Below are 15,103 nucleotides of genomic sequence, written 5' to 3' on the forward strand. Positions count from 1 at the left end.
GCACCCTAACGTGACCGTGTGCGAGCAACCGGGGACGAGGGCGGGGTCGCGGACACCGAGCGGGAGGTGCTCCCCGGGGTCCGGTGGCGGCCCGTCGTGCCAGACGACGCCCCGGCGCTGTCGGTGCTGTGCCGGCTGACGGGGGACGGCGGAGGCGACGCGAGCGGCCGCACGGCCTTCCCCGACCTGCTCGGTGACGTCTACGCGACGCCGTACGCCCACGCCTACGGCCTCGACGGGGCGTCCTTCGGCACCCTCGTCCTCGACGACGAGGGCCCCGCGGGCTACCTCCTGGGCTGTGTCGACACGGCCCGGTTCGAGGCCTGGCGCGAGGAGCACTGGTGGCCACCGCTGCGCCGGCGCTACCCGCGGCCGGAGGACGGGTACGAGGGCACCTACGACGAGTGGCTGCTGCGGATCGTGCACGCGGGCGTGCGGCCGGACCCGCTGTGGGCCCAGCACGCGCCGCAGCACCCACCGCGGTACCCCTCGCACCTGCACGTCGACCTGCTGCCGCGGCTGCAGGGGCGCGGGCTGGGGCGGTTGCTCGTCGACCGGCTGTGCGCGCAGCTGGCCGCCGCGGGCTCCCCGGGGGTGCACCTGGGGGTGTCGGCCGCCAACCCCGGTGCGGTGGCGTTCTACCGCCGCACCGGGTTCACCGAGCTGGACCGCTCAGCCACCGGTCACACGTTCGGGCGCGCGCTCTCGTCGGGAGCGACCTCGGCCTGAGGCTCGGGGAGGGGCTCGGGGAGGGGCTCGGGGAGGGGCTCGGGCTCGGGTTCCGGGTCCGGCAGCGGCGGCAGGTCCGCCTCGTCGGCCGCGGCGAGCGTCTGCGCCGCACGGAGCACCCCCACGGCTGCGAGCGCACCCGCCCCGCCGCCGCGCCCGGCGCCGAGCTCGAGGACGGGGGGCAGCTTGAGCCGTTCGGCGGCCAGGACCTGCGCCGGTTCGGCGGTCGAGGCCCCCAGCTGCCACCACTTCTCCGCGCCCGGCACCCCGCGGGAGGCCAGCAGGGCCGCCGCGATGCCGAGGCTGCCGTCGAGCAGCACGGGGGTGCGCCGGGCGGCCGAGCGCAGCAGGAACCCCACGGCCGCCGCGACGTCGGCGCTGCCGACGGCCTGCAGGACGGCGGTCGGCCGCGTCGCGAGCTTGCGGCCGCGGCGGACGGCGTCGCGCACGGCGGCGGTCTTGCGCATCCAGGCGTCGTCGTCGATCCCGCTGCCGCGGCCCACGACGTCGACCGCGCCCTTGCGCAGGCAGACGGCCACGAGCGTCGAGGCGACCGCCGTGGCGCCCACGCCCAGGTCGCCCAGCACCAGCAGGTCCACGCCGGCGTCGACGGCGGCGTCGGCCACGGCGGCCCCCGTCCGCACGGCCGCCTCGACCTCGGCCTCGGTCAGCGCGTCCTCGCGGGCGATGTCGCCGGAGGGGTGCAGGGCCCCGGTGAGGACGGACGCGGGGACGTCCGCGCTCCCGTCACCTGTGCCGTCCGCGCCCCAGTCCACGCCCACGGCGTGCACCTCGACCTGGGCGCCGACCTGCGCGGCCAGGGCGGCGACGGGCCCGCGCCCCGCGACGAGGTCGCGGACGGCGGTCGCGGTCCAGCCCGGCTCCAGGCGGGAGATCCCGCGGGCCGCGACGCCGTGGTCGCCGGCGAAGACGACGAGCCGGACGCGGTCCAGCGGCGCGGCGACGTCCCGGTCCTGCGTCCCGGCCAGCCACCGCGCGAGCTCGTCGGCGCGCGAGGCCGGCAGCAGCGGCGCCACCCGGCGCGGTCGCGCCTCGGAGGTGTGCGGGGAACGCAGGCCCTCCGCGATCTCGCGCAGGTTCAACGGCCGCGGGCCGTCGGTCATCGGGACTCCTCGTGGACGGGGGCGGGGCGTGGTGCGGGAACGGTCCCCGCGTGCCCCGGCATGGTCCCACCCGCCCGCCCCCGCGGGGGTGCGCCCACCGTCCGGCGGGTCGCCCGCGGACAGGGTTGTCGCGCCGGAGCGCCCCGCCTACCGTGAACGCACCCGGGCCCGAGGACGGCCCCGGGGGGAGGTCGGGGGATGGTCGGACGATGACGTCGGGGGAGTCGACCAGGGCGCGCGAGGACTGGCTGGCCCAGACCGCCGGTGCCGCGGTGGGCACACCGCTGCCCGGAGCCCGTGAGCTCGTCTCCTCCTCCTGGTGGCGCGCCCGGCGCACGGGTCTGGACCCCGACCGCGTGGCCCCGCCCGTCGTGGCCGACGCTTCCGACCTGCGCGCCCGCCGCGAGGCGCACCCGCTGGCCGCCGTGCTGCCGACGGCCCGCCGCCTGCTGCTGGCCGAACCCCTGGGCGTTCCCGTCCTCATGGCCGTCAGCGACGCCGACGGGACGCTGCTGTGGGTGGAGGGCGACGCGGGTCTGCGCCGCGCCGCCGACCGGATGGCGTTCACCGAGGGCGCCCGCTGGAGCGAGGACGTCGCCGGCACCAACGCCCCCGGGACGGCGCTGGCCCTGGGACGGCCCGTCCGGGTGAGCCAGGGCGAGCACTACGCCACGGCCGTCGCGGGGTGGAGCTGCTCGGCGGCCCCGGTCCGGCACCCGCTGACCGGCGAGGTCCTCGGCGTCCTGGACCTCACCGGCGGTGAGGACCTCGGCCGCGAGCGGGCCCTGGAGTTCGTGCAGGCCGCCGTCGGGGCGGTGGAGGCCGAGCTGCGGGTGGTGGCCCTGCGGCGCCGGCTCGCGCCCGGGGTGGCCGCCCCGGCGCCGTCGGCGCCACGCCTGTGCGTCCTCGGACCCGCGCCGACGCTCACGGCCGATGGGCAGACGCGTCCGCTGTCGTTGCGGCACAGCGAGGTCCTGCTCCTCCTGGCCCTCGCCCCGGCGTCGGCCCCGACCGCCGCGCAGCTCGCCGCCGAGCTCGACGACCGCGACCTCGCCCCCGTCTCGGTGCGCGCCGAGGTCCACCGCCTGCGGGCGGTCCTGCGCGACCGCACGCACGGGGGTCTGGACCTGTCGCCGGCGCCCTACCGGCTCGTGGGGGAGCTGCGCTGCGACGCCCTCGACGTGCGCACCGCGTTGCGGGCCGGACGCGTCCGCGAGGCCGTCGCGGACTGGTCGGGGGACCTGCTGCCGGGGTCGGACGCCCCGGGGGTCCGCGACCTGCGCGAGGAGCTGCTGCTGGAGCTGCGCTCGGCCGTCCTGGAGGGTGACGACGACCGCGCCCTCCTGGAGTTCTCCCGCACCGAGGCCGGCCGCCGCGACGTCGTCGTCGCCCGCGACCTCGTCGCCCGGCTCGGCCCCGGCGACCCCGGCCGCGCCGAGGCGCTCGCCCGCTGGGAGCGGCTGCGCGGCTGACCCCGGCCGGGGTGCAACGGCGTTGCAACGCCCGCGGGCGCAGGGTGGGGCCACGGCGACGGAGCAGTCGCCGTCCCCTCACCGTGGAGGTCTCCCATGCCGGTCTACGAGGCACCCGGACGCGCCGGGTCCGTCGTCGAGTACGCCGACCGCTACGACCACTGGATCGGCGGCGAACGCGTCGCCCCCGCCGGGGGCCAGTACTTCGAGAACCCCAGTCCGGTCAACGGCCAGACCTTCACCGAGATCGCCCGCGGCACGGCCGCCGACATCGAACGCGCCCTGGACGCCGCGCACGCCGCGGCCCCCGCCTGGGGCCGCACGTCCGTCGCCGAACGCGCCCTCGTGCTGAACCGCATCGCCGACCGCATCGAGGCGAACCTCGAGAAGCTGGCCGTCGCCGAGTCCTGGGACAACGGCAAACCCGTCCGCGAGTGCCTCGCCGCCGACCTGCCCCTCGTCGTGGACCACCTGCGCTACTTCGCCGGGGTCGTCCGCGCCCAGGAGGGCGGGATCTCCCAGATCGACGACGACACCGTCGCCTACCACTTCCACGAACCCCTGGGCGTCGTCGGGCAGATCATCCCGTGGAACTTCCCGCTGCTGATGGCGATCTGGAAGCTGGCCCCGGCGCTCGCGGCCGGCAACGCCGTCGTCCTCAAGCCCGCCGAGCAGACGCCCGCCTCGATCATGCTGCTCATGGACGTCATCGGGGACCTGCTGCCCCCGGGCGTCGTCAACGTCGTCAACGGGTTCGGCGCCGAGGCCGGCAAACCGCTGGCCAGCAACCCGCGCATCCGCAAGATCGCCTTCACGGGCGAGACGACCACCGGTCGGCTGATCATGCAGTACGCCAGCCAGAACCTCATCCCGGTCACGCTGGAACTCGGCGGCAAGAGCCCGAACGTGTTCTTCGACGACGTCGCCGCCGCGCGCGACGACTTCTACGACAAGGCCCTCGAGGGGTTCACGATGTTCGCCCTCAACCAGGGCGAGGTGTGCACGTGCCCCTCGCGGGCCCTGGTCCAGAGCGGCATCTACGACTCGTTCCTGTCCGACGCCCTCGAGCGGACGAAGGCCGTCAAGCAGGGGAACCCGCTGGACACCGAGACGATGATCGGCGCGCAGGCCAGCAACGACCAGCTCGAGAAGATCCTGTCCTACATCGACATCGGCAAGAAGGAGGGCGCGCGCCTGCTCACCGGCGGGGAGCGCGCCGACCTCGGCGGGGAGCTGTCCGGCGGGTACTACGTGAACCCGACCGTCTTCGAGGGCGACAACTCGATGCGCATCTTCCAGGAGGAGATCTTCGGGCCCGTCGTCTCGGTCACCCGGTTCGACCACCCCGACGACGCGCTGAAGATCGCCAACGACACGCTCTACGGCCTCGGGGCCGGCGTGTGGTCGCGCGACATCCACCTGGCCTACCGCATGGGCCGCGGCATCCAGGCCGGGCGGGTGTGGACGAACAACTACCACGCCTACCCCGCGCACGCGGCGTTCGGCGGGTACAAGAGCTCGGGCATCGGCCGCGAGAACCACGCCATGATGCTCGACCACTACCAGCAGACGAAGAACCTCCTCGTCAGCTACTCGACGTCCAAGCTCGGCTTCTTCTGAGGTGGCCGTCGGACTGACCCCGGAGGCTGCGGCGGAGCTCCGCAGCCTCCGGGCCCGGCACGGGGACCTGATGTTCCACCAGTCCGGGGGGTGCTGCGACGGCAGCTCCCCCATGTGCTTCGCGGACGGCGACTTCATCCTGTCGGACGCGGACGAGTTCCTCGGGAACGTCGAGGTCCCGCCGGTCGACGGTGCGGACGGACGCACCGAGGGGTTCACGGTGGGGGTGTGGATGTCGAAGGAGCAGTACCGGGTGTGGTCGCACACGGAACTGACCATCGACCTGGTCCCCGGCCGGGGTTCGGGGTTCTCCTTGGAGGCCCCCGACGGCGTGCGGTTCCTCGTCCGGTCCGACGTCTGCCGCGTCTGAGGCCCGCCGGGGGACGCCGCTCGCTACGGTGGCGGCATGAGCACCCGTGACGTCGTCTTCGCGCTCGTCGGCTACGGCGGCGGGGGCCGGTTCTTCCACGCCCCCGTCGTCGAGGGGGCGGTGGGCACCCGGCTCGGGTTCGTCGTCACCACGAACCCCGACCGGGCGGCGCGGGCGCGCGCCGAGCACCCCGGCGTGGAGGTCGTCGGCTCGACGGCGGCGGCCGTCGCGGCCGGTGCCGAGGTCGTCGTCGTCTCGACCCCCGCGGCGACGCACACGGCCCTCACGGACGAGGCGCTCGACCTCGGCGCGCACGTCGTGTGCGACAAGCCGTTCGCGCTCGACGCGGCCGCCGCGCAGGCGTCCGTCGAGCGCGCCCGGACCGCCGGCCGGCTGCTCTCGCCGTACCAGAACCGCCGCTGGGACTCCGACCTGCTGACGCTGCGCCGGGTGCTGGCCGAAGGCGAGCTCGGGGACGTGGTGCGCTTCGAGTCCGCCTTCGAGCGGTGGGAGCCGACCGACCCGCCCGCCGCCGGCGGCGGGCTGCTGCGCGACTTCGGCGCCCACCTCGTCGACCAGGCGCTGCACCTGTTCGGCCCGGTCGCCGCCGTCGGCGCCCAGGCCCGCGGCGGGGACGGCGCGGAGCTGGAGTTCCGGCTGCAGCTGACGCACCGCGACGGCGTGCGCAGCGAGCTGTCGGGGTCGTGGAAGCAGCCCGTGCCGGGGCCGCGGTTCCGCCTCACGGGCACCGCGGGGACCTTCGTCGTGGACTCGCCGATGGACGTCCAGGAGGAGCTCCTGGTCGCCGGCCGGACGCCGCGGGCCGACGGGGCGGTGTGGGGGAGCGAACCCCCGAGCCGCTGGGGTGCGCTGGCCGTGGGCGGCGGTCCGGTGCGACGGGTGCCGAGCGAGCAGGGCCGTTGGCCCGACTTCTACACGGCCTTCGCGGCGGCCGTGCGCGGTGAGGGGCCCGTTCCCGTGGAGGCGTCGGACGCCGTGCGCACCTGCAGGGTCGTGGACGCGGCCCGCGAGGCCGCGAGGACCGGTGAGGTCGTCCGTCTCACGGACTGAGACGCGCATTCCGGGACTTGGACACCTCACAGCCCGCGCGTAGTCTGCGGGGACACCCGGAGCGGCGACGGCGACCCCGGTGCGCAGCGGGTGTCGACCGCCCGGCCAGGAGGACCCCTGGGGGCTCCCTCCCGTCCCGTTGCCCCGAAGGTTCCCGCCATGTCAGGCCAGACCCGCACGACCGCACCCGTCGCACCGCCCACCAACCCCGTCGGCAAGGTCGCCGCCGCCAGCCTCATCGGCACGACGATCGAGTTCTACGACTTCTACGTCTACGCGACCGCGGCCGTGCTGGTGTTCCCGGCGCTGTTCTTCCCCTCCGACAACGACACCGCGGCGACGCTCGCCTCGCTGGCCACGTTCGCCATCGCCTTCGTCGCCCGCCCCGTCGGGTCGGTGTTCTTCGGCCACTTCGGGGACCGCGTGGGCCGCAAGACGACCCTCGTCGCGGCACTGCTCGTCATGGGGATCTCGACCGTCCTCATCGGGGTGCTGCCCACGCACGCCTCCGCGGGCAACCTCGCCCCGGCGCTGCTGTGCGTGCTGCGCTTCGGGCAGGGTTTCGGCCTCGGCGGGGAGTGGGGCGGTGCTGCGCTGCTGGCGACGGAGAACGCCCCGCCGCACCGCCGGGCCCTCTACGGCATGTTCCCCCAGCTCGGGGCGCCGTTCGGGTTCGTCCTGGCCAACACCCTCTTCATCCTGCTGGCGACGCAGATGGACGACGCGACGTTCCTGTCCTGGGGCTGGCGCGTGCCGTTCCTGCTGAGCGCCCTGCTCGTCGTCCTCGGTCTGTGGATCCGGCTGAGCCTGGCCGAGACGCCGGTCTTCGCCAAGGCCCTCGCCGAGGAGCGCGCGGTGCGCGTCCCCGTCGCCGAGACGTTCCGCCGCAGCGGCAAGGTCGTCGTGCTCGGCGCGTTCTCGGTCATGCTCACGTACACGCTCTTCTACCTGACGACGACGTGGTCGCTGAGCTACGGCACGAAGACCCTGGGCTACTCGCGCCAGCAGTTCCTGCTCATGCTCTGCGTCGCCGTCCTCTTCATGGCCGCCGCGACGCCGCTGTCGGGCTGGCTCTCGGACCGCTTCGGGCGCCGGCCGGTGCTCGCGACCGCGATGGTCGGCGGCGCGGTCGTCGGTCTGCTGACGGGGCCGTTGCTCGGGTCCGGGCAGACGTCCCTCGTCATGGTCTGGCTGTGCGCCGGGCTGTTCTTCATGGGGCTCGTGTTCGGGCCCATCGGGGCCTACCTGCCCGAGCTGTTCCCGACGAACGTCCGGTACACGGGCGCCTCGCTGGCCTTCAACTCCGGGTCGATCCTCGGGGCCTCGCTCGCGCCCTACACCGCGGTCCAGCTCGCCTCCGCGCTCGGCGTCGGCTGGGTCGGCTACTACCTCGCCGGGACGGCCGTCGTGAGCCTCGTCTCACTGGCCCTGCTGCGCGAGACCCGTACCGCCTCGCTGGACTGACCCCCGTTAGGGTGCAGGCGTGGCCGGCGGACGTGCGTACAAGACCCTCTACCGGCACGTCCTGACCCGCATCGACGCCGAGGTCGCGCACCGCTGGGCGTTCGCCGGGATGCGGCTCGCCGGCCGCGTCCCGGTGGCCCCGGACGTCCTGCGCCGCAGCTTCACCACCGACGACGACCGGTTGCGGGTGCGGGTCCTCGGGCTCGACTTCCCGACCCCGCTCGGACTGGCGGCCGGCTTCGACAAGAACGCGACGGGCCTGGGCTCGCTGGGGCACTTCGGGTTCTCCTGCGTCGAGGTCGGCACCGTCACGGCGCTGCCGCAGCCGGGGAACCCCAAGCCCCGGCTGCACCGGCTCGTGGCCGACCGCGCCGTCGTCAACCGGATGGGGTTCAACAACGACGGCGCCGAGGTCGTCGCGAAGCGGTTGCGGCAGTACCGCGCCGTCCCGCCCGCGCACCCCGTCGTCGTCGGCGTGAACATCGGCAAGAGCAAGGTCGTCGACGAGGACGACGCGGCCGCGGACTACGCGACCTCCGCGCGGCTGCTGGCCCCCTACGCCGACTACCTCGTCGTCAACGTCTCCTCCCCGAACACCCCCGGGCTGCGGAACCTGCAGGCCGTCGAGAAGCTGCGGCCGGTCCTGTCCGCGGTGCGCGAGGCCGCCGACGGCGCCGCCCACCGGCACGTCCCGCTCCTGGTGAAGATCGCCCCGGACCTGTCCGACGACGACGTCGACGCCGTGGCCGACCTCGCCCTCGAACTCGGCCTGGACGGGATCGTCGCGACGAACACGACCATCGGGCGCGAGGGGCTGCGCACCCCCGCGGACGTGGTCGAGGCCGCCGGCGGCGGGGGACTGTCCGGTGCCCCGCTCAAGGCGCGGTCGCTGGAGGTGCTGCGCCGGCTCGCCGCGCGCACCCACGGTTCGCTCGTCCTCGTCGGGGTCGGCGGCATCGAGACGGCGGCCGACGTCGCGGAACGCCTCGACGCCGGGGCGTCCCTCGTGCAGGCCTACACCGCGTTCATCTACGAGGGTCCGGGCTGGGCGCGGCGGGTCCTGGACGAGCTCGCGGCGAGCCGGACGCGCCGGGAGAGCGACCGCTAGTCCCGAGTTGTGGGGTCGGTCCGCGCGGGTGACGCTTCGACGGTTGCCCGAGCGAAACCGACCGAGGAGACCCGTGACCGACACGGCCCGGCGCCCCACCCCTGACCAGGCGCAGGACGCACCCGACCCCAACCGCTGGCGGGCCCTCGCGGTCTGCCTCGTCGTGGGGTTCATGACCCTCCTCGACGTCTCCATCGTCAACGTCGCCCTGCCCTCCATCGAGTCCTCCCTCGGGGCGGGGTCCTCGCAGGTCCAGTGGATCGTCGCGGGGTACGCCCTCGCCTTCGGACTCGTCCTCGTCCCCGCCGGTCGCATCGGCGACCTGTACTCGCGCCGGCTGATGTTCGTCGTCGGCCTCGGCGGGTTCGTCCTGACGAGCGCGGCCGCCGGGCTCGTCCAGTCGGCGACCGCGCTGGCCGTCGTCCGTCTGGCGCAGGGCATCAGCGCCGGCCTGGTCAACCCGCAGGTCCTCGCCCTCATCCAGCAGTTGTTCACCGGCGCCGAGCGGGGCCGCGCGTTCGGCGCCTTCGGCACGACGATCGGGTTGTCCACGGCCGTCGGCCCGCTGCTGGGAGGCGGCATCCTCGCCGTCTTCGGCGAGCAGGAGGGCTGGCGGGGGGTGTTCCTCGTCAACGTCCCGATCGGGCTCGTCCTCATCCCGCTGGCGTGGAAGTGGCTGCCCGGCAGGGACCCGAACCGCGCACCCGGCAAGCTGCACCTCGACGTGCCCGGGCTCCTGCTGCTCGCCGCCGCCACCGTCCTGGGCATGCTGCCGTTCGTCCTGACCACCGGGCAGGGGGACTCGCCCGCCCGCTGGTGGTTCCTCCTGCCGGCCGCCGCGCTGCTGGCGGCGTTCGTCGCCTGGGAGCGGTGGGAGGGCAAGCACGGACGCGAACCCGTCGTCGACGCCGACCTCGTGAAGACCCGGTCCTACAGCACCGGCGCCCTCGTCGGGATCGCCTACTTCGCCGGGTTCACGGGGATCTTCCTCGTCGTGACGCTGTACCTGCAGTCCGGCCTCGGCCTGGCGCCCTGGCAGGCCGGGCTGGTGCAGACGCCCTTCGCGGTCATGTCGGGGATCTTCGCCCAGGTCGGTGGTCGGCAGGTCAACGCCCGCGGTCGGACGATCGTCGTGATCGGGCTCGTCGTCGTCGCCGTCGGGCTCCTCGCCGCCGACCTCGTCGCCGCCTCGGTGCAGGGGACCTCCGGCGCGGTCGCGCTGTCGGCCTGCCTCGCCGTCGCGGGAGCCGGTTCCGGTCTCGTCATCTCCCCGAACCAGACGCTCGCCCTCGCCGACGTCCCCCCGCGGGTGGCCGGCGTCGCCGGTGGGGTGCTGCAGACGGGGCAGCGCGTCGGCTCGGCCGTCGGCGTCGCCGCCACGACGGCGATCTTCTTCTCCACCGTCGCCAGCGCCGGTCTCGGGGGCCAGGCCCGGGCCGCCGGCTCGGGGCAGGGGACGCCGCCGCAGGTGCAGGACGTCTTCGGGCAGGCCCTGTCGCACGGACTGCGCGTCTCGCTCGGGCTCGTCCTGCTCGCCCTCGTGTTCGCGGTGGTCGACCTGCTGCGACGGCAGGGCCGCACCCCCGGCCACCACCACCACGGCTCGCACGACGCCTCGGTGGCCAAGCACCGCGCCGGGTAGCGTCGTCCCGTGAGACCGACGCAGTGGACGTGGACCTACGAGGACGCCGAGGGCCGGGCGGTCGAGGGGGAGGGCGCCGTCTTCCCGACGCAGTCCGACGCCGAGGTGTGGATCGGCGAGGCGTGGCGCGGGCTGCGCGAGCAGGGCGTCGAGAACGCCCACCTGTGGGCGGACGGCGCGAAGGTGTACGGGCCTCTGTCGCTGCGCCCCGCCGACTGACCTTCCCGCTTCCCGAGGGCCCCTCCCGGGGTCGTTGACGCGAAGCGCCGAATCTAGCGGCGCTTCGCGTCAACGAGACGACCGCGGGCGGCTCAGGAGGGGCGTTCGGTGGGGGAGGTCGCCGCCGTGCGGGCCGGGTCGCGCTCGACGACGTCGCCGAGGACGGAGTCGATGCGCTGCAGCAGTTCGGCCGGGATCTTCACCCCGGACGCCTTGACGTTCTCCTGCACCTGCTCGGGGCGGGACGCGCCGATGATCGCGGACGCGACGTTGTCGTTCTGCAGCACCCACGCGACGGCGAGCTGGGCCATCGACAGCTCGAGCTCGCGCGCGACGGACTTCAGCTCCTGGACCCGCGACAGCACGTCGTCGCGCATCCAGCGGCTGATCATCTGCTTGCCGCCCTTCTCGTCCGTGGCGCGGCTGCCCTCCGGCGGAGCTCCGCCCGGGGTGTACTTCCCGGTCAGGACGCCCTGGGCGACGGGGGAGAAGACGATCTGCGAGATGCCGAGGTCCCGCGAGGTCGGCACGACCTCGGGTTCGATGACGCGGTACAGGGCGGAGTACTGGGGCTGGTTGGAGATGAGCTGGAACCCCAGCTCGTCGGCCAGCTCGTGCCCCTGCCGCAGCTGGTCGGCGGTCCACTCGCTGACGCCGATGTAGAGCGCCTTGCCCGCGCGGACGACGTCGGCGAAGGCCTGCATCGTCTCCTCGACGGGCGTGGCGACGTCCCAGCGGTGCGCCTGGTAGACGTCGACGTGGTCGGTGCCGAGGCGGCGCAGCGATCCGTCGATCGACTCCAGGACGTGCTTGCGGGACAGGCCGGAGTCGTTGTGCCCCTTGGGGCCGGTCGGGAAGTAGACCTTCGTGAGGATCTCGAGGCTCTCGCGGCGCTGACCCTTCAACGCCGTGCCGAGGACGGTCTCGGCGGCCGTGTTGGCGTAGACGTCGGCGGTGTCGAACGTCGAGATGCCGGCGTCGAGGGCGGCGTGCACGCACGCGACGGCCGCCTCGTTCTCGACCTGCGAACCGTGGGTGAGCCAGTTGCCGTAGGTGATCTCGGAGACTTTCAGACCACTGCGACCGAGGTGTCGGAACTCCATGGTCGTGAACCTAACCCGACGCCCCACGCGGGTCGAGGGTCGGGGTTCAGACGGCGAGGGCCTCCGGGGCGCGGCGGTCCACGGTCGTCGACCGAGCGGCGAGCAGGACGCGCGTCGCACCGGCCGCGGTGAGGGCCGCTCCGCCGAGGTGCAGCACGACGGCCAGCCCGGGCAGACCGTCGAGGCTCTGGTACGTGCCGAGCGCGGCCTGGGCCACGAACAGCACGAGCAGGACGGTCGCGCGGCGGCGGACCAGGTCGTCGCCGGCGCGCTTGGCCACGACCACGACGACCGCGGACAGGACGAGGGCGGCGACGGCGAAGACCCCGTGCACGACGGTGATCGTCGCCCAGTGCACCGGGATGCGGTGCACCTCGGTGCTGTCGCCGGGGTGCGGACCGGCGCCCGTCACGACGGTGCCGACCACGACCACGACCCCGGTCACGGCGACCAGCCAGCGCGCGAGGCGGCGGGTGCTCCCGGCCGGTGCCGGGACGAGCGCCCGGTGGGCGATGTCGTAGCTGACGGTGGTGGAGACGAGCAGGGCGATCGCGGCGAGGAAGTGCAGGGCCACGACGTAGGGGTTCAGACCGGTGAGGACGGTGATGCCACCGACGACCGCGTTGAGCAGGACACCGACGAACTGGCCCCAGGCCGAGAACAGCAGCGCGCGGTGGCGCGGCCGCTGCAAGAGGCAGGCGATGATGACGGCACCCACGGCGATGCAGATGACCGTCGTCAGCATGCGGTTGCCGAACTCGATCGCGCCGTGCAGGCCCGTCGCGGCGGTGGCGGACGTGAACGAGTCGTCGGTGCAGCGCGGCCACGTCGGGCAGCCCAGCCCGGAACCGGTGACCCGGACGATGCCGCCCGTGACGATGATGAGGACCGCGACGGCGACGGCGATCGTCGTGGTCCAGCGGACCGCGCGGGAGTGGGTCGTGGGTGCGGGGCTCACGGCGCGGGACTCAGGCGGGGTGGGCGCCGCGGGCCACCATCGGGACCGGGCGGCGCATGCGGCGGATCTGCAGGGCGCGGGTGACCCCGTAGCCGACGAGCCCGCGCTCGGGCGCGTCGAACTTCGCCGCCACGGCGCGCTTCACCTTGCGGCCCAGCAGGATGCTGTCGATCACCACGATCGCGAGCATCGCGTAGATCAGCAGCGTGGTGCCGAGCACGAGCGTGGTCGACCCCAGCGGGGTGGCGACCATCGACAGGACCAGCGAGATGCCGGCGATGATGAGGAAGTACTCGCCCACGTTGCGGCGGGCGTCGACGACGTCGCGGACGAACCGCTTCTGCGGGCCGCGGTCGCGGATCGGCAGGTAGCGCTCGTCGCCGGTGAGCAGGGCGGCCTGCATCTTGGCGCGCTCCTCGCGTTGCGCCGCGCGGTTCGCCTTCTGCGCCTCCTTGCGGTCGGCCGGGACGAGCGGGCGCTGGTTGCGGGCCTGCGCCTCGCTGCGCTTGGGCGTCGGGCGCCCCTTGCCACCCACCTTCGTCAGCTCGACGGCGGGCGCCTCCACCGTGGGGGCCGACTTGTCCTTCGAGCGTCCGAACACACGTGAAGGGTACGTCACGGGGGGAGGCCGGAACGGCGCTGCGGCGCCGCTGTGTAGCGTCCCCGGTGTGAGTGATGCCACGGTCTCGACCGACGACAGCGCCCGTCCCGGCACCGGGCACGCGGACGAGGGGGCGGACGGACGGCTCGCGACGCTGCGCGACGCCTCGGCCGCCCAGGACGCCGCGACCCGGGCCGACCTCGAGGCCCTCGTGCGCGTCCCGAGCGTCTCGGCCCGCGCCTTCGACGCCGCCCACGTCCACGCCAGCGCCGAGGCCGTCGCCGAGCTGCTGCGCGGGGCCGGCGTGCCGCAGGTCGACGTGGTGACGGCGCGCGCCGCGGGCGCCGGTCCCGACGGCGCCGACCTCGAGTCCCACCCCGCCGTGATCGCCCACCGTCCCGCCCCGGCCGGTGCGCCGACGGTCCTGCTCTACGCCCACCACGACGTCCAGCCGCCCGGTCGCGACGAGGACTGGTCCAGCCCGCCCTTCGAGCCCACCGAGCGCGACGGACGGCTGTTCGGTCGCGGCGCCGCCGACGACAAGGCCGGGGTGATGGCGCACGTGCACGCGCTGCGGACCCTGCTGCCGACGTGGGGCCCGGACGACGGGGTCGGGGTCACCGTCTTCGTCGAGGGGGAGGAGGAGATCGGCTCCCCGACGTTCGCGGCCTTCCTCGCCGAGCACCGCGACGCCCTCGCCGCCGACGTCATCGTCGTGGCCGACTCCGGCAACTGGCGGGTCGGCGTGCCGGCCGTCACGACGACGCTGCGCGGCCTCGTCGACTGCGACGTGACCGTCGACGTCCTCTCGCACGCGGTGCACTCCGGGGTCAACGGCGGGCCCGTGCTCGACGCGCTGACCTGCCTGGCCCGGCTGCTCGCGACGCTGCACGACGCCGACGGCGACGTCGCGGTCGACGGGCTGCACAGCTCCCTGGCGCCCGTGGTCGACCTCGACGAGGCCACCTTCCGCGCCGACGCGGGCGTGCTGCCCGAGGTCCGGCTGGCCGGGACGGGCACCGTCGCCGACCGGCTGTGGACCAAGCCCGCCATCTCGGTCATCGGCCTGGACGCCACGCCCGTGGACCGCGCGAGCAACACGCTCGTCCCGTCGGCCCGCGCGAAGATCAGCATGCGCATCGCCCCCGGCCAGGACCCCGCTGCCGCCATGACCGCGCTGCGCCGGCACCTGCTGGCCAACGCGCCCTTCGGCGCGCGCGTGCGGGTCGACGACGGTGAGCTGGGCCAGGCCTTCTCGGCCGACACCTCGGCCCCGGCCCACGCCGTCGCCCGCGAGGCGTTCGCGGCGGCCTTCGGCGTCCCGGCCGTCGAGATGGGCATGGGCGGGTCCATCCCCTTCATCGCGGACCTCTCCGCGGTCTACCCGCAGGCCGCCATCCTCGTGACGGGCGTCGAGGACCCGGACTCCCGCGCCCACGGCGCCGACGAGTCGCTGCACCTGGAGGACTTCACCAAGGTCTGCCTGGGGGAGGTCCTGCTGCTGGACGGCCTCGCCGCGCGGGGGACCGCCGCCGAGCGGGCGTAACCTGCTGTGGTCCGACTCGCCGGGGAACACGGCGACCGCCCCGGCGGTTGACCCCGACGACAGCCCGCCGCGAGCG

The 15,103-nt window shown here is 74.6% G+C and carries 14 protein-coding genes; 10 read left to right on the plus strand and 4 right to left on the minus strand.

Annotated features, from left to right (window positions below; all coding sequences use genetic code 11):
* The first annotated feature begins 18 nt into the window (after window positions 1-18).
* Window positions 19-729, plus strand: coding sequence for a GNAT family N-acetyltransferase (locus ACFEMC_RS07460; protein WP_380175047.1), 711 nt, complete (start codon window positions 19-21; stop codon window positions 727-729).
* Here ACFEMC_RS07460 and ACFEMC_RS07465 read toward each other — a convergent pair.
* On the minus strand, window positions 684-1,853 hold the full coding sequence (locus tag ACFEMC_RS07465) for a nicotinate-nucleotide--dimethylbenzimidazole phosphoribosyltransferase (RefSeq protein WP_380175048.1): 1,170 nt from the start codon (window positions 1,851-1,853) through the stop codon (window positions 684-686). The genes ACFEMC_RS07460 and ACFEMC_RS07465 overlap by 46 nt on opposite strands.
* Window positions 1,854-2,062: 209 nt before the next feature.
* On the opposite strand from ACFEMC_RS07465, the gene ACFEMC_RS07470 reads away from it, so the two are divergent.
* From ACFEMC_RS07470 to ACFEMC_RS07505, 8 genes are all read left to right on the plus strand, one after another.
* Window positions 2,063-3,325, plus strand: a complete 1,263-nt coding sequence (locus ACFEMC_RS07470; protein ID WP_380175050.1) for a GAF domain-containing protein — start codon at window positions 2,063-2,065, stop codon at window positions 3,323-3,325.
* A 96-nt stretch (window positions 3,326-3,421) separates the two neighbouring features.
* The gene (locus ACFEMC_RS07475; protein ID WP_380175051.1) at window positions 3,422-4,945 is read left to right on the plus strand and encodes an aldehyde dehydrogenase family protein; all 1,524 of its coding nucleotides are present in this window, start codon (window positions 3,422-3,424) and stop codon (window positions 4,943-4,945) included.
* A gap of 1 nt (window position 4,946) precedes the next feature.
* A complete protein-coding gene (locus tag ACFEMC_RS07480; RefSeq protein WP_380175053.1) occupies window positions 4,947-5,315 on the plus strand; it encodes a DUF779 domain-containing protein in 369 nt (122 codons plus the stop codon).
* Between the two features lie 36 nt (window positions 5,316-5,351).
* Window positions 5,352-6,386, plus strand: a complete 1,035-nt coding sequence (locus ACFEMC_RS07485; RefSeq protein ID WP_380175055.1) for a Gfo/Idh/MocA family oxidoreductase — start codon at window positions 5,352-5,354, stop codon at window positions 6,384-6,386.
* A 159-nt stretch (window positions 6,387-6,545) separates the two neighbouring features.
* Window positions 6,546-7,850, plus strand: a complete 1,305-nt coding sequence (locus ACFEMC_RS07490) for an MFS transporter (protein ID WP_380175057.1) — start codon at window positions 6,546-6,548, stop codon at window positions 7,848-7,850.
* A 19-nt stretch (window positions 7,851-7,869) separates the two neighbouring features.
* The gene (locus ACFEMC_RS07495; protein WP_380175059.1) at window positions 7,870-8,958 is read left to right on the plus strand and encodes a quinone-dependent dihydroorotate dehydrogenase; all 1,089 of its coding nucleotides are present in this window, start codon (window positions 7,870-7,872) and stop codon (window positions 8,956-8,958) included.
* A 73-nt stretch (window positions 8,959-9,031) separates the two neighbouring features.
* Window positions 9,032-10,600: an MFS transporter gene (locus tag ACFEMC_RS07500; protein WP_380175061.1), complete on the plus strand. Its 1,569-nt coding sequence runs from the start codon at window positions 9,032-9,034 to the stop codon at window positions 10,598-10,600.
* Between the two features lie 9 nt (window positions 10,601-10,609).
* Entirely contained in the window at window positions 10,610-10,819 is a 210-nt protein-coding gene (locus ACFEMC_RS07505) for a hypothetical protein (RefSeq protein WP_367636007.1), read from the plus strand.
* 92 nt (window positions 10,820-10,911) lie between these two features.
* Here the strand turns inward: ACFEMC_RS07505 and ACFEMC_RS07510 are convergent, their stop codons facing one another.
* Genes ACFEMC_RS07510 through ACFEMC_RS07520 form a run of 3 tightly spaced genes read right to left on the minus strand, consistent with a single transcriptional unit; the run spans window position 10,912 to window position 13,481 of the window.
* Complete coding sequence (locus ACFEMC_RS07510) at window positions 10,912-11,922, minus strand: aldo/keto reductase family protein (protein ID WP_380175064.1); 1,011 nt, start codon at window positions 11,920-11,922, stop codon at window positions 10,912-10,914.
* Window positions 11,923-11,968: 46 nt separating this feature from the next.
* Window positions 11,969-12,880 carry a heme A synthase gene (locus ACFEMC_RS07515; protein WP_380175066.1) on the minus strand — a complete coding sequence of 304 codons (912 nt, stop codon included), beginning with the start codon at window positions 12,878-12,880 and terminating at the stop codon, window positions 11,969-11,971.
* Window positions 12,881-12,890: 10 nt separating this feature from the next.
* Entirely contained in the window at window positions 12,891-13,481 is a 591-nt protein-coding gene (locus ACFEMC_RS07520; RefSeq protein WP_367636010.1) for a DUF3043 domain-containing protein, read from the minus strand.
* Window positions 13,482-13,548: 67 nt separating this feature from the next.
* On the opposite strand from ACFEMC_RS07520, the gene ACFEMC_RS07525 reads away from it, so the two are divergent.
* Window positions 13,549-15,027, plus strand: a complete 1,479-nt coding sequence (locus tag ACFEMC_RS07525) for a dipeptidase (protein WP_380175068.1) — start codon at window positions 13,549-13,551, stop codon at window positions 15,025-15,027.
* The last annotated feature ends 76 nt before the right edge of the window (window positions 15,028-15,103 follow it).

It is taken from the genome of Kineococcus sp. DHX-1, from assembly GCF_042473625.1.
Lineage (GTDB): Bacteria > Actinomycetota > Actinomycetes > Actinomycetales > Kineococcaceae > Kineococcus.

Excerpts from the sequence above, each read along its gene's own strand:
- ACFEMC_RS07485 (WP_380175055.1), top strand. The coding sequence starts at position 5,352 with ATGAGCACCCGTGACGTCGTCTTCGCGCTCGTCGGCTACGGCGGCGGG.
- ACFEMC_RS07490 (WP_380175057.1), top strand. The coding sequence starts at position 6,546 with ATGTCAGGCCAGACCCGCACGACCGCACCCGTCGCACCGCCCACCAAC.
- ACFEMC_RS07475 (WP_380175051.1), top strand. The coding sequence starts at position 3,422 with ATGCCGGTCTACGAGGCACCCGGACGCGCCGGGTCCGTCGTCGAGTAC.
- ACFEMC_RS07465 (WP_380175048.1), bottom strand. The coding sequence starts at position 1,853 with ATGACCGACGGCCCGCGGCCGTTGAACCTGCGCGAGATCGCGGAGGGC.
- ACFEMC_RS07510 (WP_380175064.1), bottom strand. The coding sequence starts at position 11,922 with ATGGAGTTCCGACACCTCGGTCGCAGTGGTCTGAAAGTCTCCGAGATC.
- ACFEMC_RS07470 (WP_380175050.1), top strand. The coding sequence starts at position 2,063 with ATGACGTCGGGGGAGTCGACCAGGGCGCGCGAGGACTGGCTGGCCCAG.